We start from the raw sequence: 17,177 nt of genomic DNA, 5'->3' as shown, positions 1-17,177 counted from the left end.
TTCCCGTCACGGCCGTGCCGGCCACAGCCGCAGCACGAGCCGGTTGGCGAGGGTGTTGAGGTAGAGGCCGCTGGAGAGGTGGACATGGGCGGCCAGCCAGAAGCGCTGCCCCGCCTGGCCCCGGCCCGGGGCCGCCATGGCCGATTGGAAGAGCATCACGGCCGCGAAGCTGGCAACGACGAGGACGAGCAGCACCGCATCGAAGGGCCCGCGCAGCGCCGGCGCCGGCGGCAGGCTGGCGCCGAAGACGTGCTGCGCCGCGCCCTGCAGGACGAACCAGGCCACCGCCACCAGCGCCGCCATGCCGGCGACCCGGCCCGCGAGCGCGGGGGCGGAGACACCCTCGAAGGCCTGGGCGCCGAGATGGACGAGGCCCATCACCAGCACGGCGCCGAGCACGAAGGCGGCGGGATGCGAGACCGGATCCCAGCCCGCCAGCCCCGCGACCACCGCGAAGCCCGCCAGCGCCGCGGCCAGCGCCAGGCCGACGCGCGCCGGATGCGGCGCGCCCTGCGGCACCCAGGCCGCGCGCGCCTGGTCCACCACGCTGCCGGAGCCGAGGAAGGCATGCGCCTTGTAGAGCGAATGGGCCAGCAGGTGCAGCGCCGCCGCGGCGAAGGCGCCGAGCCCGCATTGCAGCATCATGAAGCCCATCTGCGCGACGGTGCTGTAGGCGAGCTGCGCCTTCACCGAGGTCTGCGTCAGCATCACCAGGGATCCGAACAGCGCGGTCGCGCCGCCGACCAGGACCAGCATCTCCATCGCCGGCGCCGAGAGCACGACGAGGTCCGCCATGCGCAGCACCAGGAAGCCGCCGGCATTGATGATGCCGGCATGCAGCAGGGCGGAAACCGGCGTCGGCGTCTCCATCACCTCCACCAGCCAGCCATGCACGGGCAGCTGCGCCGACTTCAGCAGCGCGGCCGCCACCATCAGCAGGCCCGCCAGGATGGTCGGCATGTCCGACGCGCCGTGGCCCTTGGCCGCGGCGAAGAGGGGCGCGAATTCCAGCGTGCCGAAGGCGCCGAGCAGCAGGCAGGCGGCCATCAGCAGGCAGAGGTCGCCGATGCGGCTGGCGATGAACTTCTTCTTCGCCGCCAGCTCCGCCCCTAGCCGGTGCGGGTAGAACAGCAGCAGCCGGTTCAGGCCGATGGAGGTCGCGACCCAGGCCAGGAAGAACAGCGCCAGGTTGCCCGCGATGGTCAGCAGCAGCACCGAGGCCAGGGTGACGGACATCCACCGCAGGAACCGCCCCTGCCCCGGATCCCCCGCCAGGTAGTTCCTGGAGTACCGCAGCACGACGGTGCCGATGAAGGCGACGAGCAGGAACACCGCCGCGGACAGCCCATCGACATGCAGGCCGAGCCCGATTCCCGCCGCACCCAGCGTCGGCGTCGTGATGCGCCCGCCGATCGCGACCGAGAGCGCGGTGACGGCGGCCACCCCGAAGGCGAGAAGCGCGGCGGCGATGGAGAGCGTCGCCATGCGTCGTGGCGCCTCGTCCGGACGCGGGAGACAGGCCACGACGGCCAGGGCCAGGGGCGCGAGCAGGATCAGCCAGGCGGACAAGGGTGGGAGCCTCCTTGGGGGAGACGCGGGTGTAGCTTCGGTAATCACTTCTGAAAAATTCAAAGATTGAAATGGATCGTTCTATCAGACAGAAAGGACGGCATGGCCGGCCTCAACTACCACCACCTCCGCTACTTCCACGCCGTGGCGCGGGAGGGGAGCCTGACGCGGGCGGCGCAGCTGCTGAACGTCTCGCCCTCCGCGCTCTCCGTGCAGATCGGGGCGCTGGAGGCGCAGCTGGGCCAGAAGCTGTTCGACCGCCGCGGGCGCGGGCTGCTGCTGACGGAGGCCGGGCGCATCGCGCTGGCGCATGCGGAGACGGTGTTCCGGTCGGGCGAGGAGCTGCTGAGCACGCTGAAGGGCCTGGCGCCCGGGCAGCGGCAGGTGCTGCGCGTCGGCGCCGTGGCGACGCTGTCGCGCAACTTCCAGCTCGGCCTCCTGCGGCCGCTGCTGGGGCGGGCGGATGTGGGGCTGGAGATCACCTCCGGCGGGTTCGAGGAGCTGCTGGCGCGGCTGGAGGCGCATGCGCTGGACCTGGTGCTGGCGAACCAGCCCGCGACCATCGGGGCGGAGAGCGAGTGGCAGAACACGCTGGTGGCCGACCAGCCCGTGAGCCTGGTGGGCCGCAGGCGCGCCACGCCGCTGCGCTTCCCGGCGGACATGGCGACGGAAGCCCTGGTGCTGCCCGGCCGCGGCAGCACGCTGCGCGCCGGCTTCGACCGGCTGATGGACGAGGCCGGGATCACGCCCCGCCTGCTGGCGGAGGTGGACGACATGGCGATGCTGCGCCTGCTGGCCCGCGAATCAGGCGCGGTGACGCTGGTGCCGCCGGTGGTGGTGGTGGATGAGCTGGAGGCGGGCGTGCTGGTGGAACATTGCCGCCTGCCCGCGGTGCATGAGGCCTTCTACGCCATCACGCGCCGCCGCCGCTTCCCCAACCCGCTGCTGCGGCTGGTGGTGGGGGGGTAGGCACGCACCCGGAGGGATTCGAACCCCCGACCAACGGAGTAGAAATCCGATGCTCTATCCAGCTGAGCTACGGGTGCAGAAGGCCGTGGCCGGGTGGCTCAGTGGCTCCAGTTCTCGGTGCGGCCGAAGCGGAAATTGTCGGCATAGGCCTTGGGCTTGATGTCGGCCTTCACGGGCGGCGCGGCTTCGAGGTCATAGGGAATGCCGCGCGCCTCGGCATAGGCCACGGCGGCCTCCTGGCTCGGGAAGCGGAGGCTGACCTGCGCGCGGGTGTCGCCCGACCCCGACCAGCCCATCAGCGGGTCGATGCGCTTCGGGCCCAGCGGCGCGAAGGCCAGCACCCAATCGGCGGTGCGGGCGCGGCCGGACTGCATGGCGGATTTCGGCTGGCGGTAGATGCGGGCGGTCTGGCTTTCGCGCGACATGCGGCGACGCTCTTCCTCGGGGCTGGTGCTTGCCCGGGGATCATACACCGCGGGCCGCCCGCGGGAAAGCGACGGGGCCGGCCGGCATCGGGGCGGCGGGATTCGAACCCACGGCCTCCTGTACCCAAAACAGGCGCGCTACCAGGCTGCGCCACACCCCGACGGGCCGGGCCGGTCGGCGCTTGGCCGCCTGCCCTGCCCCGGGGAATCCCATGGAAGGGGGGGTGGTGGCAACCTGCGGTATTTTCCTTCCCTTCCTTTCCTTCCACCCCCCGATGGTCAGCCCCCCGCACCGGTCCTAGAGTGCCCTTCCAAGGCGAAGGAGGAAGCGGGTGCAACAGCTCAAGGCCCGGATGGACGCCATCTGCGACGAGCAGCCCTTCAGGACGCGCTACTTCCTGCGCGACCTCACGACGGGGCAGGAGATCGACCGCGAGGGATCGGTGGAGACGCCATCGGCCAGCGTGCGCAAGATCTCCATCATGATGGCGGCGCTGGCGGCGGTGCACGCCGGCAAGCTGCGCCTCGACCAGCCCGTGACGCTGGAGGCGCGGCTGCAGAAGGATGTGGCGTCCGGCACCTACCGCTACATGACGCCGGACTGCGTCATTCCCTTCCGCGACGTGCTGGTGAACATGATCATCACCAGCGACAATGTCTGCACCCAGGCGGTGCTGGAACGCCTCGGCCCCGGCGCCATGGACGAATACTGCCAGGCGATCGGCATGGTGGGCACGCGGCATCGCGGGCTGATCCCGCCCCTCGGCATCGGCTGGGACCATCCCGTGGAGGCGACGGCCAGCACCACCCAGGCGGATCAGGTGAACCTGCTGCACGCCATCCTGAAGGGCACGACGGAGGAGGCAGCGGCGGCCAGGCTGCACTGCTCGACGGCGCTCTGCCAGCTCGGCCTGCAGATCCTGAGCTGGCAGCTGCTGCGCAACCTGATCCCGAACCTGCTGCCCTTCGGCACCAAGGTCGCCCACAAGACGGGGCGCGGCCGGCGCGGGCGCATGGATGCGGGCATCGTCTATGATGGCGACAGGCCGCTCTTCATCCTGGCGGCCGCGACGGATTGGGTGCCGGACACGATGCCGGACGGCCTGCCCGGCTTCGCGGCCAGCTTCTCCACCATCGGCCGCATCGCCCGCGCGGCGTGGGACGAGCTGCGGGCCTAGCGCAGCGAGACGTCCTGGGCGCGGGTGCGTTCATCCACCCGCGCCTCATGCGCGATGCCGCGGCGCATGGCCCAGATGTTCTTCTGCAGATGGGTGCTGATGATGCCGACATCGGCGATGAGCATGCGCGTCGCCTCCTGCAGCATCGCCTCCCGCCGCGCATCGTCCAGCTCGTTCGCGGCGCGGGCGAGCTGCGCATCGAACTCCGGGTTGGAGTAGCGGCCGCGGTTCACGGCGCCGGTGCCGCGCGCCTGGTCATAGGTGGCCGCGACGCTGCGCAGCCCCGCCATGGGTTCCCCCGTGGAGGAGCCCCAGGAGACGAGAAAGGCGGAAAATTCCTGGCGGCTGGCGCGGGCGATGAAGCTGGCATAGGGCGCGACATCGACCTGGGTGCGCACGCCGATGCGCGTCCACATCTGGCTGACCGCCTGCACGATCCGCGCGTCATTGGGGTAGCGGTCGTTGGGGCCATGCACGGTCAGGCGGAAGCCGTTGGGGTAGCCGGCCTCCGCCAGCAGGGACCGCGCCGTATCGGCATCCGCGCGCGGCACGGGCAGGTCCGGCACGAAGCCGATGGCGCCGGGCGGCATCACCTGCACCGTCGCCGTGGCAGCCCCTTCCATGACGCGGGAGACGATGGCCGCGCGGTCGATGGCGAGCGAGAGCGCGCGGCGGACGCGGAGGTCCTTCAGCGGATTGCGGTCGAGCGGCCTGCCCTCATGGTCCGTGATGAAGGGGGATGGCCCGGTGCGCATGTGGTCCAGCGCGAAGTAGATGTAGCGCATCGCATCGATCTCGCTGAGCACGAGGCGATCGTTGCGGCGCAACCGCTCCACGTCCGGCGTCGGCACCTGGTCGATGATGTCCACATCGCCCGCGAGGAGAGAGGCGGTGCGGCCGGCATCGTTGGTGATCATGCGGTAGTCCACCACGCCGAAGGCGGGGCGCTTGCCCCAGTATTCGTCGTTGCGGACCAGTTCCGCGCGGTCGCCGCTGCGGAAGCTCTGCAGGCGGAAGGGCCCGGTGCCGATGGTGGCGCGGCCGCTTTTGAAGGCTTCCGTCGTGACGCCGGCATGCGTCTCCCGGTCCAGCATCGGCACCTGCGCCAGGTCGGTCGGCACGAGGGGCGCGGGGCCGTTGGTGCGGAAGCGGATGGTGTGGCTGTCCACGATCTCCACGCCGCGGATCGCCTGGGTATAGGTGCGGAAGGATCCCGGGCTGTTCAGGACCTGCGGGATGCGTTCCAGCGTGAAGGCGACATCCTCCGCCGTGAAATCGTTGCCGTTGTGGAAGCGCACGCCGCGGCGCAGCCGGAATTCCCACACATCGGGCGCCACGCTGCGCCAGCTTTCCGCCAGCATCGGCACCAGCCGCGCCTGCGCATCCGTCTCCAGCAGGTTGTCGAAGACCATGGAGGCGAAGGCGTTGTTGGGGGAGATGTTGTGGAAATGCGGATCGGCGGAGGTGATCTGCGCGCCGACACCCATGCGCAAGGTCTGCGCCTGCGCGCCCGCCATCGCCAGCAGCAGCGCCGCGGCGATGGTCCCCGTCTTCTTCATTGCTGCCTCCCCGTTGGTGTTCTTCGTTGTCAGCTCAAGAGGTATGGCGCCCCGCAGCGTTCGCAGATGGCGCGGATGTGCCGGTCCAGCGCCTCCGGCACCGGGATGCCGTGTTCCAGGCGCCGCTGGCGCTCCGCCTCCTCCGGGTCGCCGGCGACCAGCACGGGGCGGGCGGGGTCGGCGGCCGGCGTGGCGTGCAGCACGTCGATGACCTCGTCCAGGTCATCCTCGAAGGCACCGGGTTCGCGGAAGGCTGCCGGGTCGATCGCCATGAAGAAATGGCCGAGCCTGTCGGGATCCTCCGGCTTCTGGGTGCGGTTGCGGATCGGCGAGAAGGAGGCGCCGACCAGGGTGCCGCCCAGGATGTGCACCATCATCGCGAGGCCATAGCCCTTGTGGCTCGCCATCTCCGCGCTGCCGCCGAGCGGCGAGAGGCCGCCCGCCGGTTCGTCGAACACCACCTGCATGCCGCGCTTCGCATCCCGCACCGGCGTGCCATCGGCCTCCAGCACCCAGCCGGAGGGCAGTTCCTTGTTGTTGAGGTCGTGGACCTTGACCTTGCCCGCCGCCGTCGTCGTCGTCGCCATGTCCAGCACGAAGTCGCGGTTGCGCTTCGCGGGGGCTGCGAAGGCCAGCGGGTTGGTGCCGAGCACGGGCATCGCGCCCCGCGTCGGCACCATGGCGACGCCGCGCGTGGCGCTTGTCACCATGCCGATGGCGCCGCGCCGCGCCGCGATGCGGGCATAGACGCCGGCCGCGCCGAAATGGTGGGAGTTGCGCACGCCGACGACGCCGACGCCGACCTCCTTCGCCATGTCCACCGCCAGGTTCATCGCGAAGGCGGAGACGGGATGGCCCAGGCCATCGCCGCCATCGACCAGCGCGGTGCAGGCGGTGCGCTTCTCGATGCGGGGCGGCACGGTGAGCTTCACCTTGCCCTCCTGCACGCGCTTCTCATAGGTCATGAGCATGGAGATGCCGTGGCTGTCCACGCCGAGAAGGTCGGTCTCCGTCATCGCCTCCACGGTGGTGGCGGCCAGGTCGGGCGACATGCCCCAGCGATCCAGGATGGCAGCGATCTGCGCACGCACGCGCTCCGCGGGGACGAGCATGGTCACATCCCCTCCCGCACGAAGGTGTTTCTCAGATTGCCGAGGCCGGTGATCTCGATATCGACCACGTCACCATGCTTGAGGTCCGGGCTGACGCCATCGGTGCCGAGCCAGATGACGTCGCCGGGCCAGAGCGTCAGGTACTTCGTCATCACGCTGATGAAGTGGGCCGCGCTGAACAGCATGTGGCCGGTGGCGAAGCTGGTGCGGATCTCGCCATTCAGCCGCACATTCGTCGTCGCGGATTCCATGTCGAAATCCGTGTCGATCCAGGGGCCCATGGGCTTGAAGGTGTCGGTGTTCTTGCCGCGCCAGAAGGTACGGTCGTTCTTCTGCCAGGTGCGTTCGGAGACATCGTTGCCGATGGTCCAGCCCATGACGCAGGACAGCGCCTCGGCCTCCGACAGGTTCTTCGCCTTCTTGCCGATGACGGCGACGATCTCGCCCTCGTAGTGGATCTTCTCCCCGGCATCGGCGGGGATCACCACGTTCTCGCCATGGGCGATGAGGGCGTTGACCGCGCGATAGCCGATATCCGCCTTGGTCGGGATGTTCGGCGTCTCGCCGCGCTTCTTCGCGCCCTCGATCACATGCTCCACGTAGTTGAGGCCGGCGGCGTAGAAGGTGCGCGGGATCAACGGCACCTCGATCTTCACCGCGGCCAGGTCATGGCGGCGAGAGGTCGTCTCGTAGCCCGCGAAGGGATCGCCCGCGACTTCCGCGATGCGGTCGCCTTCGAGGATGCCGTAGGCCGTGCGGCCCTCGGCCGTGAACTTGATCCAGCGCATCAGGCGGCGAGCGCGCGCTGGATGAAATCGGTCTGGAACACCCGGTCCGCCATCACCTGGCAGCGCTTCATCAGGCGATGCTCATGCGGCAGATAGTCCGGGATGGCGTTGTGCAGCGTGCCGATATTGTCCCAGATCAGCACATCGCCTTCCGTCCAGACATGCGTGTGCAGGAACCGATCCTCCAGCTCGTGCGCGAAGAGGATGTCGAGGATGCGGTCGCTCTCGGCCTCCTCCAGCTCATTGATCCGCACGGCATAGCCGGGATTGCAGTAGAGGACCTGGCGGCCGGTAATGGGGTGCGTCAGGAAGATCGGGTGCACGGAGGGCGGGCGCTTGGCGCGCTGCTCCGCCGTCAGCGGCGGGCGGATGCTGCCGGGGCGGCTGACCATCTTGTCCCAGAACTTGTTGAAGTCATGCGTGGCCGTGCAGTTGGCGAGCTTCGTCTTCAGCGCGGGATCCAGCGCGTCATAGGCCGCATGCATGTTGGCGAACATGGTGTTGCCGAGCGGCCTGCCGTCCCGCTTCGGCACCTTGAAGGCGTTCAGCACATTCACGAAGCCCATCGTGTCGCGATAGGACATGTCGGTGTGCCAGTCCTGGCCGGCATCGTTGATGCCGAGCGCCACGCCGTTCTCCACGATGTTCGACAGGAAGCCCACCTCCGGCACCTCCTTGTCCTGGAACTTGCCGGTGATGGAGGTCTGGATGCTGCCGAAGCGCGCGGAGAAGTCGCGCAGCGCCGCGGATTCCAGGAACTGGTTCGGGAAGCAGAGCACGCCGTAGCGGCCGAGCGCGCGGAGCACGGTGGCGAAATCCGCATCGCCGATCGGCTTCGAGAGATCGAGGCCGGTGATGCGGGCGCCAAGCGTGGAATCATCGGGCGTGATCGTGACCATGGCTCGTTTCCCCTGGGGCGGTCGGGCCGCCTATTCAATTATTCCCGCATCCTGGCACTACGCGGCAGTAGCTCGCAATCCCGCGCCGGGGGCGGTGGCGCGATCGCGATCAGGGCAAGCGGAAGGATTTTTCCGCTTCATGATGGTCTATTTTCCTTTATCATGCCACCGGCAAGGGCGCGGCGACAGAGCATGAACACCACGGCAACCCGGAACACCGCCCCCGATCCCGTCCGCGCCCGCATCCTGGAAGCCGCGCGGGACCGGCGGCTGGGGCTGAAGGCGCTGTCCCTGCGCCTCGGCCGGAACCCCAGCTACCTCCAGCAATTCATCGCCCGCGGCACGCCCCGGCGCCTGCCGGAGGAGGTGCGCCAGGCGCTCGCCGCGCTGCTCGGCGTGCCGGAGGCGGCGCTGCGGCCGGAGGCCTCCCCCCTCCCCGCCCCGCCCGGCCTCCGCCTGCCGCTGTACCGGGAGGGCGAGGACCGCCTCGCACCCGGCAGCGTGCCGGCGCGCCGCCTGGCGGCGGAGGCGATCGCGCCGGCGGAGCCCGGCATGGTGGCAGTGATGCTGGCGGAACCGCGCGGGCTGCTGCAGCCGCGCCACCTGCTGCTGTGCGACCCCGGTCAGCCCGCGCGGGCGGGGGATGTGGTGCTGGTGCTGGAGGCCGGCGCGATCCTGGGCCTGGGCGTCATGCAGGCCGCGCCGCGGGAGAGGATCGACTGGATCGAGGAGGGTGCCGCGCGCAGCGCCGGGCGGGACCGCGCGCAGGCCTGGCGGGTGGTGGCGGCGCGGCTGGCCTGAGCTACGGCGCGGTGCCGAACATCCGGTGCAGCACGCGGTCGCCCACGCGGATGTCGAGGCGCTCCGTGATCCCCGCCTGCAGCTCCAGCGTCGCGCGGACGGGGCCGCGGCTGTCGATCGGCGTCAGGCTCAGCGGCACGGTGCGTTCCGCGATCCGGTGGATGCGGCCATCGGCGGCGATGAACACCATGTCGAGCGAGGTGATGGTGTTGCGCATCCACATGGAGCTTTCGCGCGGGCTGCCCCAGTCGAAGATCATGCCCTCATTCGCGCCGACCGAGGGGCGGAACATCAGGCCGATCATCTGGTGCTCGGGGCTGACCGCCATCTCCACGTCGAATTCGTGCCGCCGGCCTTCGCGGCCGATGATCACCAGGCGCTCCGTCGGCAGCCTGGGCTGCGGGCGGTCCACGCCGGGCTGGGCCTTCGCGGCCGTGGCGGGCGCGGCGATCAGGCCGAGGGTGGAGAGCAGCGTCTGGCGTCGGGTCATGGCGGCAGCATAGCAGCGGCGTCGCGCGCGCCGGAAGGCTCCGGCAGGTGGCGCAGCGTGGCGGGCGCCAGGGCACGCACCTCCTCCCGCACCGGGCCCGGGCGGGGCGGGTCGGCGATGGTGGTGAACCAGTGCTCCGGCGGGTTGCGGCCGGCGGCGCGGGAGAAGGTGAGGCCGCGCAGAACCGCCTCTGCCGCCTCCGGGATGCGGGGCGGGATGGGGCGGTCGTTGAGCGTGGCCCAGACGCCCGCCCAGCAGCGCGCCACGGACCAGGGGTTGTAGCCGCCGCCGCCCAGCACGATGAGCCGCGGCGTCAGGCCGCGCAGCGAGGCCACCATGGCGCGATGCGCGTTGTTGGAGAGGCTGAGTTTCGAGAGCGGGTCTTCCTCGATCGCATCCGCCCCGCATTGCAGCATGATCGCCTGCGGCTTCCAGTGCCGGATCAAAGGCAGGATCACGTGGGACTGGAGGAAGCCCATCTCGCTGTCGTTGAAGCCGGGCGGCACCGGCAGGTTGCGGGCATGGCCGCCGGCCTGGTCCTCCACGCGGCCCGTATGCGGCCAGCGCCCGGCCTCATGCACCGAGACGGTCAGCACCCGCGGATCATCCGCGAAGGCATCCTCCACCCCATCGCCGTGATGGGCATCGATGTCGAGGTAGAGGATGCGCGTGAGTCCGAGGTCGAGCCATTCCAGCAGGCCGAGCACGGCGTCGTTCAGGTAGCAGAAGCCGCTGGCCCGGTCCGGCCGCCCGTGATGGGTGCCGCCGCCCGGCACATGCACCACGCCGCCCTGTTCGGTCAGTCGCGCCGCCAGCGTCACGCCGCCGGCACCGGTGGCGGGGCGGGAGAAGACCTCCCGGTACACCGGGTTGCCATCGGCGCCGATGCGGAAGCGTTCGCGATGGGCGGGATCGACCTGCTGCGTCGCCTCCGCCTGCATCAGGGCGGCGATGTAGTCGCGGTGGTGGAAGCGGGTCAGGGCCTCCGGCGTCGCGCGGGGGCTGTCGAGGTACTGCTCCGCCGCCACCCAGCCCATGGCGCGCACCAGGTCGAGCGTGGTGGAGACGCGCGGGATGGCCAGCGGGTGCTTCGGGCCATAGGTGGAGCCGCGATAGATCTCGGAGCCGATGAGAAGCGGTCTGGTCATCGGCCCCGAGATGGGCGCGATCAGCGCCGGATGAAGGCCAGCAGCGGCGCGGTCAGCGAGGTATCCGCCGTGCCGATCGCATAGACCTCCGAGATGTGGCTGTGGCCTTCCAGCGTCACCGCGGTCGGGCAGCGCCCGGCGGCGCAGAGAACCTCCCGCGCGCGGACGGAATGCTGGACGAAGCGCTCGGGATCGAGCGTGCCATGCGCGAGGAAGATCGGCTGCGTCACGCGCGTGAGGCCCGGCAGCGGCGACCGCGCGGCGGCCTCCGCGCCCAGATAGGCGTTGTCATTGGCGGCCATGTCGGCGCCGGTGAAGTCGAAAAGGCCGGAGACGAAGGCATAGGCGACGGGCGGCGCCACGCCCGCGGGGTGGAAGCGCGGCTCGGCGGCGTAGAGCGCGGCATGGATGGCGCCGGCGGAATGGCCGGAGAGGATCACGCGCGCCGGGTCCCCGCCATGGGCCGCGATGTTGGCGGAGACCCAGGAGAGGGCCGCGGCCACATCCTCCTGCGCCGCCGGATAGGGGTGCGCGGGGGCCAGGCGGTAGGTGATGTTGACGCCGATCATCCCGTTGCGCGCCGCCCAGACGCCGACATTGGCGTAGAAGGGGCTGCCATCCGGCCCCTGCTTGTCGCCGGCGACGAAGCCGCCGCCATGGATGAAGACCAGCACCGGCAGGGGCTGCGTGGGCCGCGTGGCGGGGGTGAAGACATCCAGGCGATGGCGCGGATCCGTGCCGTAGCGGGCATCGCGCGTGACCGTCACGCCCTCCCACGGCTCCCGCCCATGCAGCGGCGCGTAGAGCGCGCCGGTCGGCGGTGGCGCGATGACGCGGCCGATGCGGGCCAGGCCGGCCGCGATCTCGGGCGGGGGCTGCGCCATGGCGGGGCCGGCGGCGAGCAGGAGCAGCAGGAGGAGCAGGCGAGCCATGGGACGTTCCTTGGGCTTTACGGCAGCCTAGCCCCCTCCCCTTGCCCTCCGCCACCACCCACCGCATAACCGCCCCCGTCATCGGGGGGAGCCCATCGGGGGCTGAGAGGCGGGCGACCGCGACCCCACGAACCTGATCCGGGTCATGCCGGCGAAGGGAACGGTGTCTGCCTGTGGCTGATCGCGCGCCCGGATTCCGCATCCACCTGCCCGAGGGGCTGTCCCTGGGCGGCCAGCCCGTGCTCGGGCCGACCGACCTGGTGCTGGAGGGCGGGCGTGTCACGGCGCTGCTCGGGCCCTCGGGCTCCGGCAAATCGACGCTGCTGCGCCTGGCGGCGGGGCTGCTGGCGGTGCCGGCGGGGGGTGGCGTGACGCCGCTCTCGGGCCAGGTCGCCTACATGGCGCAGCAGGATCTGCTGGTGCCCTGGCGGGACGTGCTGGGCAACGTGACCATGGGCGCGCATCTCCGCGGGCAGGCGCCGGACCTGGCGCGCGCGCGGGCGCTGCTGGCCGAGGTCGGGCTGGCGGAGGGCGATGCGCGCAAGTCGCCGGCGCAACTCTCCGGCGGCATGCGGCAGCGGGTGGCGCTGGCGCGGACGCTCATGGAGGACCGGCCCATCGTGCTGATGGACGAGCCCTTCAGCGCCGTCGATGCGCCGACGCGCCACCGGATGCAGTCCCTGAGCGCGCGGCTGCTGGCCGGGCGCACCGTGCTGCTGGTGACGCATGACCCGCTGGAGGCGCTGCGCCTGGCGGACCGCATCCTGGTGCTGGGCGGCCGCCCGGCCACGGCCAGCGAGGTGCCGGTGCCGGCCGGCGCGCCGCCCCGCGCGGCGGGCGATCCGGCGCTGCTGGCGGCGCAGGCGGCGCTGCTGGATCGCCTGGCGGAGGCCGTGACGTGATCCGCGCCGCCATCGCCGGGCTCGGGCTGCTGCTGCTGTGGCAGGGCTTCGTCTGGGCCACCGACATCCCCCCCTTCCTGCTGCCCTCGCCCCAGCGGGTCGCGGCGGCGCTGGTGGATCGCTGGGACATCATCATCGGCCATGCGGCCACGACGGGGGCGGAGATCCTGCTCGGCCTCGGCATCGGGGCGCTGCTGGGCTGCCTGATGGCGCTGACGCTCGCGGCCTGGCCGGCGGGGCGGCGCTGGCTGCTGCCGGTGCTGCTGGTCAGCCAGGCCGTGCCGGTCTTCGCCATCGCGCCGCTGCTGGTGCTCTGGCTGGGCTATGGCATGGCCAGCAAGGTGGCGATGGCGGTGCTGATCATCTTCTTCCCCGTCGCCACGGCCTTCCATGACGGGCTCAGGCGGACGGAGCCGGGGCTGCTCGACCTCGCCGCCACCATGGGGGCGTCGCGCGCGGCGGTGCTGTGGCGGGTGCGGGTGCCGGCGGCGCTGCCGGCGCTGGCCTCCGGCCTTCGCGTCGCGGCGGGGGTGGCGCCGATCGGGGCCGTGGTCGGGGAATGGGTCGGGTCCTCGGCCGGGCTCGGCTACCTGATGCTGCAGGCCAATGGGCGGTCCCAGGCGGATGTCATGTTCGCGGCCCTCTTCGTGCTGGCGGTGATGTCGCTGGCGCTCTGGTTCACCACCGACGCGCTGCTGAGGCGGGCGATCCCCTGGCAGCCGGATTCACTCCTCTCCGAGAACAACAGGAAGGTCTCGCCATGAAGCGGCTCCTACTCGCGCTGGCCGCGCTGCTCGCCCTCTCGCCCCCGCTCGCCGCCCAGCCGGCGCGGGACAACCTGACGGTGCTGCTCGACTGGTTCATCAACCCGGACCACCTGCCGATCATCATCGCGCAGGAACGCGGCGATTTCGCGCGCGCCAACCTGGAGGTGCGGATCGTCGCCCCCGCCGACCCGAACGACCCGCCGCGGCTGGTGGGCGCGCGCCGCGCGGATGTCGGCGTCTTCTACCAGAAGAACCTGCACCTGGCGGTGGACCAGGGGCTGCCGCTGATGCGCGTCGGCACGCTGGTGGCGACGCCGCTCTCCACCCTCACCGTGCTGCGGGACGGCCCGGTGCGGACCCTGGCGGATCTCCGCGGCCGGCGCGTCGGCTTCTCCGTCGCGGGGTTCGAGGAGGTGGTGATGGGCGCGATGCTGGAGAGCGTGGGCCTTCGCCTGTCCGATATCCGCCTGGTGAACGTCAATTTCGGCCTCTCCTCCGCGCTGATGTCGGGGCAGGTGGACGCGATCCTCGGCGGGTTCAGGAACTTCGAGCTGCATCAGCTCGACATCGAGAACCGCCCCGGCCGCGCCTTCTTCCCGGAGCAGTACGGCATGCCGGCCTATGACGAGCTGATCTACATCACCCATCGCGACCGCGCGCGCGACCCGGTGCTGCGCCGCTTCATCGATGCGACGGAGGCCGCGACCCACTTCCTGGTGAACAATCCCGAGGAATCCTGGCGCATGTTCATCGCCGGCCAGCGGCGGGAGCTGGACAACGAACTCAACCGCCGCGCCTTCGCCAGCACGGCCAACCGCTTCTCCCTCAGCCCCGGCGCGCTGGACCGCAACCGCTACGACCGCTTCGCCCGCTTCCTGCTGGACCGGCGGATGATCCGGGCGGTACCGGCGCTGGAGACCTATGCGGTGGAACTGCCGGCGGCTACCTCTACGCGGTGAGCACCAACACGCGATTTCTCGTCGATGCCGATGCCTGCCCGGTGCGGGAGGAGATCCTGCGCGTGGCGGCGCGGCTGGGGCTGGAGGTGATCTTCGTCTCCAACGGGTCCCGCCCGATCCGCCCGCCGCAGCAGGCGATGGTGCGGATCGTCATCGTCACCGATGGGGCGGACAAGGCGGATGACTGGATCGCGGAGGAGGCGCGGCCGACGGATGTCTGCCTGACGGCCGACATCCCCCTGGCCAAGCGGTGCCTGGAGAAGAAGGCCTTCTGCCTGAACTTCAAGGGCCATCCCTGGACTGAGAACAATATCGGCTCCGCGCTCGCGGGCCGGGCGGTGGCGCAGCATCTGCGGGAACTCGGCATGGGCGGCGGGCCGCCGCCCATGGGCAATGCCGACAAGTCCCGCTTCCTCAATGCGCTGGACGCCATGGCGCATGCGGCGTTGCGGGTGGCGCGCGGCGGCGGGTAGGCTCCCGCCATGTTCAAGACCGCCGCGCATGCCGCCTTCCTGCCGGGCGAAGCCTTCGAGGGTGTGGGCCTGCGCCCGCCGCTCGATCCCTCCTACGCCATGCGGCGGATGCGGCTGCCGACGGGCGTGACCATGGCCTTCACCTGGCGGCCCGGCAGCGGGCTGCCGGTGCTGTTCCTGACGGCCAACCGCACCACGCGGCGGATCTTCGACTTCGTGCTGGCCAGGCTCGACCTGCCCAACCCGGTGCTGGCGCCGGACTACCGCGGCCTCGGCGAGAGCGACGCGCCGGAAGGGTCCCTGTTCCGGCTGGAGGAGCACCGGGAGGACCTGGTGGCGCTGACGCGGGCGCTGGGCTGGAAGCGCTTCGCGGTGGTGGGCCAGGCGACGGGCGGGACGCTGGCCCTGATGCTGGCGACCCGGCTGAGCGAGGGCGTGGTGGCGGTGGCGGCCGGCGATCCCGCGATCGGGCTGCGGGACGATGTCTTCGCCCTGTTCCTCGACCAGGTGGAGCGCCATGACCGCGGCTTCGCCACCCGCGCGGAGGCCCTGGCGGAGACGCCGTTCCGGGAGGCCTGGAGCGAGACGGTCGCGGAACACTGGCTCGACACCGCGCTGATGGCCTGCCCGGATGGGCGGCTGCGCTGGCGCTACGATGTCGCGGGCATCACGGAGACGCAGCGGGCGCTGACCGCGGGTTTCTGGGGCGACATCGCGGTGGCGCAGCCCACCCTGCTGTTCGGCGGCGAGCATTGCACCGTGATCGGGGAGGCCGCGATGCGGCGCGCCCAGGCGGCGATCCCGCAGGCGCGGCTGGAGGTGCTGGCCGGCGCCAACCACCGGCTGACCCAGGACAACCCCGCGGGCTTCGCGGCGCTGGTGCGTGACTTCCTGGCGAAGGAATGCGCGACCGTGGCTTTTTAGCCACTAACCCCTTTAAGCCGATTATGCCGATTAGCCGCCTTTAGCACCGTTTTCGGCACCGTCCTCCCGGGCGCCGCCCCCGCCCCCTGCCGCGACGCGACCTTCCCAGGGGGCGCGGAAGGGGTGCTGCGGGCATGGGGACGGGGTGGCCGTAAGGAACATAACAGGAACCGTTCGCCGAAGCGAGCTTTTCCCGCAGGCCGCCCCACGCTTGTGCATCGGCCGAATCCGGTGCGCAATGCGCACGCGGTACCGAGGAACGAACATGCCCTTCACACGACGCAGCCTGGCGGCGCTGGCCGCGACCGGCCTTGCCTCCCCTGCCCTGGCCCAGGCTCCCTGGCCGACGCGGCCGATCCGCTGGATCGTGCCCTATGCGCCCGGCGGGGGGTCCGACTTCCTGGCGCGGACGCTGGCGGCGGCGATCAGCGGGCCGCTCGGCCAGGCGGTGACGGTGGACAACCGGCCGGGCGGCGCGACCATCCCGGCCAGCGAGGCGACGGCCCGCGCCGCCCCGGATGGCTACACCCTGCTCTCGGCCGACCTGACGGCGCTGGTGATCACGCCGGCCATGGCGCGGCGCCTGCCCTATGACCCCATCCGGGACTTCAAGCCGGTGGCGCCGATCGCGCGCTTCCCCTTCGTGCTGGTGGTGCATCCCGACCTGCCGGTGCGGACGGGGCCGGAGCTGGTGGCCTGGGCGCGGGCGCGGCCGGGCGCGCTGAATGTCGGCAGCCCGGGGGTGGGCACGCCGAGCCACCTGGCGACGGAGCGCTTCATGCGGGCCACGGGCACGCAGGTGGCGCATGTGGCCTATCGCGGTGGCGCGCCGGCGGTGCAGGACCTCGTCTCCGGCGTCGTGCAGGCGATGTTCATCGACTATGCCTCGGGCGCGCCGCACATCGCCTCCAACGCCGTGCGCGCCATCGGGATTCCGGCGCCGCAGCGGCTGGGGCTTCTGCCGGGGGTGCCGACGCTGGCGGAGCAGGGGCTGACGGGGTCCGACATCTATTCCTGGCAGGGGGTGGTGGTGCCGGCGGCGACGCCGGATGCGATCGCGGGGCGGCTGCAGCGGGAGCTGGACCGGGCGCTGCGGACGGAGGAGGTGGCGGCGCGGCTGCGATCGATCAGCCTGGAGCCGTTCCCGGGGACCGGGGCCGACTTCGCCGGGCTGATCGGGAGCGAGACGGCGGTCTGGGCGCCGCTGATCCGGGAGTTGGGGATCACGCTGGATAGTTGAGGCGTTCTGCCATCGGCGAGGCCCCCCCTCACCCAACCCTCT

The 17,177-nt window shown here is 71.3% G+C and carries 18 protein-coding genes, 2 tRNA genes and 1 riboswitch; of the genes, 9 read left to right on the top strand and 11 right to left on the bottom strand.

What is annotated here, in order from left to right:
- Positions 1–6 precede the first annotated feature (6 nt).
- Positions 7–1,569, bottom strand: a complete 1,563-nt coding sequence (locus JJI54_RS22985) for an NADH-quinone oxidoreductase subunit L (RefSeq protein ID WP_203075540.1) — start codon at positions 1,567–1,569, stop codon at positions 7–9.
- Positions 1,570–1,671: 102 nt separating this feature from the next.
- On the opposite strand from JJI54_RS22985, the gene JJI54_RS22980 reads away from it, so the two are divergent.
- Positions 1,672–2,538, top strand: coding sequence for a LysR family transcriptional regulator (locus JJI54_RS22980; RefSeq protein ID WP_203075537.1), 867 nt, complete (start codon positions 1,672–1,674; stop codon positions 2,536–2,538).
- A gap of 3 nt (positions 2,539–2,541) precedes the next feature.
- Here the strand turns inward: JJI54_RS22980 and JJI54_RS22975 are convergent.
- The 3 genes from JJI54_RS22975 to JJI54_RS22965 form a co-directional block, all read right to left on the bottom strand.
- Positions 2,542–2,615 (bottom strand) — tRNA-Arg (locus tag JJI54_RS22975).
- 21 nt (positions 2,616–2,636) lie between these two features.
- Positions 2,637–2,963, bottom strand: coding sequence for an ETC complex I subunit (locus tag JJI54_RS22970; protein WP_203075534.1), 327 nt, complete (start codon positions 2,961–2,963; stop codon positions 2,637–2,639).
- Between the two features lie 87 nt (positions 2,964–3,050).
- Positions 3,051–3,124 (bottom strand) — tRNA-Pro (locus tag JJI54_RS22965).
- 171 nt (positions 3,125–3,295) lie between these two features.
- Between JJI54_RS22965 and JJI54_RS22960 the strand changes: the two genes are divergently transcribed.
- Positions 3,296–4,141, top strand: coding sequence for a serine hydrolase (locus JJI54_RS22960; protein ID WP_203075531.1), 846 nt, complete (start codon positions 3,296–3,298; stop codon positions 4,139–4,141).
- Here JJI54_RS22960 and JJI54_RS22955 read toward each other — a convergent pair.
- The 4 genes from JJI54_RS22955 to JJI54_RS22940 are packed head-to-tail and all read right to left on the bottom strand — an operon-like array spanning position 4,138 to position 8,499.
- Positions 4,138–5,700, bottom strand: coding sequence for an ABC transporter substrate-binding protein (locus tag JJI54_RS22955; protein WP_203075528.1), 1,563 nt, complete (start codon positions 5,698–5,700; stop codon positions 4,138–4,140). The two genes, JJI54_RS22960 and JJI54_RS22955, sit on opposite strands and share 4 nt — an antisense overlap.
- Before the next feature lie 29 nt (positions 5,701–5,729).
- Entirely contained in the window at positions 5,730–6,812 is a 1,083-nt protein-coding gene (locus JJI54_RS22950) for an Ldh family oxidoreductase (protein ID WP_203075525.1), read from the bottom strand.
- Between the two features lie 2 nt (positions 6,813–6,814).
- The gene (locus tag JJI54_RS22945; RefSeq protein WP_203075522.1) at positions 6,815–7,600 is read right to left on the bottom strand and encodes a fumarylacetoacetate hydrolase family protein; all 786 of its coding nucleotides are present in this window, start codon (positions 7,598–7,600) and stop codon (positions 6,815–6,817) included.
- Positions 7,600–8,499 carry a TauD/TfdA dioxygenase family protein gene (locus tag JJI54_RS22940; RefSeq protein WP_203075519.1) on the bottom strand — a complete coding sequence of 300 codons (900 nt, stop codon included), beginning with the start codon at positions 8,497–8,499 and terminating at the stop codon, positions 7,600–7,602. Before JJI54_RS22940 ends, JJI54_RS22945 begins: the two co-directional genes overlap by 1 nt.
- Positions 8,500–8,691: 192 nt before the next feature.
- Here JJI54_RS22940 and JJI54_RS22935 point away from each other — a divergent pair, with 192 nt between their 5' ends.
- Complete coding sequence (locus tag JJI54_RS22935; protein ID WP_203075516.1) at positions 8,692–9,300, top strand: hypothetical protein; 609 nt, start codon at positions 8,692–8,694, stop codon at positions 9,298–9,300.
- A gap of 1 nt (position 9,301) precedes the next feature.
- Here JJI54_RS22935 and JJI54_RS22930 read toward each other — a convergent pair whose 3' ends face one another.
- The 3 genes from JJI54_RS22930 to JJI54_RS22920 are packed head-to-tail and all read right to left on the bottom strand — an operon-like array spanning position 9,302 to position 11,870.
- A complete protein-coding gene (locus JJI54_RS22930) occupies positions 9,302–9,790 on the bottom strand; it encodes a DUF192 domain-containing protein (protein WP_203075513.1) in 489 nt (162 codons plus the stop codon).
- Positions 9,787–10,938 (bottom strand): acetoin utilization protein AcuC, encoded by a 1,152-nt coding sequence (locus tag JJI54_RS22925; RefSeq protein WP_203075511.1) that lies wholly within the window; start codon positions 10,936–10,938, stop codon positions 9,787–9,789. The genes JJI54_RS22930 and JJI54_RS22925 overlap by 4 nt, the downstream gene beginning before the upstream one ends.
- 20 nt (positions 10,939–10,958) lie before the next feature.
- On the bottom strand, positions 10,959–11,870 hold the full coding sequence (locus JJI54_RS22920; RefSeq protein ID WP_203075508.1) for an alpha/beta hydrolase: 912 nt from the start codon (positions 11,868–11,870) through the stop codon (positions 10,959–10,961).
- A gap of 74 nt (positions 11,871–11,944) precedes the next feature.
- Positions 11,945–12,048: riboswitch (TPP riboswitch) on the top strand.
- Here JJI54_RS22920 and JJI54_RS22915 point away from each other — a divergent pair.
- The 6 genes from JJI54_RS22915 (at position 12,044) to JJI54_RS22890 (ending at position 17,135) form a co-directional block, all read left to right on the top strand.
- Entirely contained in the window at positions 12,044–12,772 is a 729-nt protein-coding gene (locus JJI54_RS22915) for an ABC transporter ATP-binding protein (protein WP_404817629.1), read from the top strand. Its footprint overlaps the riboswitch before it by 5 nt.
- Positions 12,772–13,536, top strand: a complete 765-nt coding sequence (locus tag JJI54_RS22910; protein WP_203075886.1) for an ABC transporter permease — start codon at positions 12,772–12,774, stop codon at positions 13,534–13,536. The genes JJI54_RS22915 and JJI54_RS22910 overlap by 1 nt, the downstream gene beginning before the upstream one ends.
- Positions 13,533–14,498 carry an ABC transporter substrate-binding protein gene (locus tag JJI54_RS22905; RefSeq protein WP_203075505.1) on the top strand — a complete coding sequence of 322 codons (966 nt, stop codon included), beginning with the start codon at positions 13,533–13,535 and terminating at the stop codon, positions 14,496–14,498. Before JJI54_RS22910 ends, JJI54_RS22905 begins: the two co-directional genes overlap by 4 nt.
- Positions 14,495–14,971, top strand: coding sequence for a YaiI/YqxD family protein (locus JJI54_RS22900; protein ID WP_203075502.1), 477 nt, complete (start codon positions 14,495–14,497; stop codon positions 14,969–14,971). The genes JJI54_RS22905 and JJI54_RS22900 overlap by 4 nt, the downstream gene beginning before the upstream one ends.
- Positions 14,972–14,980: 9 nt before the next feature.
- Entirely contained in the window at positions 14,981–15,895 is a 915-nt protein-coding gene (locus JJI54_RS22895) for an alpha/beta fold hydrolase (RefSeq protein WP_203075499.1), read from the top strand.
- 265 nt (positions 15,896–16,160) lie between these two features.
- Positions 16,161–17,135, top strand: coding sequence for a Bug family tripartite tricarboxylate transporter substrate binding protein (locus JJI54_RS22890; protein ID WP_203075496.1), 975 nt, complete (start codon positions 16,161–16,163; stop codon positions 17,133–17,135).
- The last annotated feature ends 42 nt before the right edge of the window (positions 17,136–17,177 follow it).

The organism is Falsiroseomonas ponticola, assembly GCF_016805305.1.
GTDB classification, from domain to species: domain Bacteria; phylum Pseudomonadota; class Alphaproteobacteria; order Acetobacterales; family Acetobacteraceae; genus Falsiroseomonas; species Falsiroseomonas ponticola.
Note: the sequence above shows the minus strand (reverse complement) of the source record. Positions and strands in the feature narration are given on the sequence as shown.

Bases quoted from the DNA above. Each gene is read 5' to 3' on its own strand.
- JJI54_RS22950 (WP_203075525.1), bottom strand. From the start codon at position 6,812: ATGCTCGTCCCCGCGGAGCGCGTGCGTGCGCAGATCGCTGCCATCCTG.
- JJI54_RS22955 (WP_203075528.1), bottom strand. From the start codon at position 5,700: ATGAAGAAGACGGGGACCATCGCCGCGGCGCTGCTGCTGGCGATGGCG.
- JJI54_RS22905 (WP_203075505.1), top strand. From the start codon at position 13,533: ATGAAGCGGCTCCTACTCGCGCTGGCCGCGCTGCTCGCCCTCTCGCCC.
- JJI54_RS22930 (WP_203075513.1), bottom strand. From the start codon at position 9,790: ATGACCCGACGCCAGACGCTGCTCTCCACCCTCGGCCTGATCGCCGCG.
- JJI54_RS22935 (WP_203075516.1), top strand. From the start codon at position 8,692: ATGAACACCACGGCAACCCGGAACACCGCCCCCGATCCCGTCCGCGCC.
- JJI54_RS22980 (WP_203075537.1), top strand. From the start codon at position 1,672: ATGGCCGGCCTCAACTACCACCACCTCCGCTACTTCCACGCCGTGGCG.
- JJI54_RS22945 (WP_203075522.1), bottom strand. From the start codon at position 7,600: ATGCGCTGGATCAAGTTCACGGCCGAGGGCCGCACGGCCTACGGCATC.
- JJI54_RS22920 (WP_203075508.1), bottom strand. From the start codon at position 11,870: ATGGCTCGCCTGCTCCTCCTGCTGCTCCTGCTCGCCGCCGGCCCCGCC.
- JJI54_RS22895 (WP_203075499.1), top strand. From the start codon at position 14,981: ATGTTCAAGACCGCCGCGCATGCCGCCTTCCTGCCGGGCGAAGCCTTC.
- JJI54_RS22925 (WP_203075511.1), bottom strand. From the start codon at position 10,938: ATGACCAGACCGCTTCTCATCGGCTCCGAGATCTATCGCGGCTCCACC.
- JJI54_RS22940 (WP_203075519.1), bottom strand. From the start codon at position 8,499: ATGGTCACGATCACGCCCGATGATTCCACGCTTGGCGCCCGCATCACC.
- JJI54_RS22970 (WP_203075534.1), bottom strand. From the start codon at position 2,963: ATGTCGCGCGAAAGCCAGACCGCCCGCATCTACCGCCAGCCGAAATCC.
- JJI54_RS22890 (WP_203075496.1), top strand. From the start codon at position 16,161: ATGCCCTTCACACGACGCAGCCTGGCGGCGCTGGCCGCGACCGGCCTT.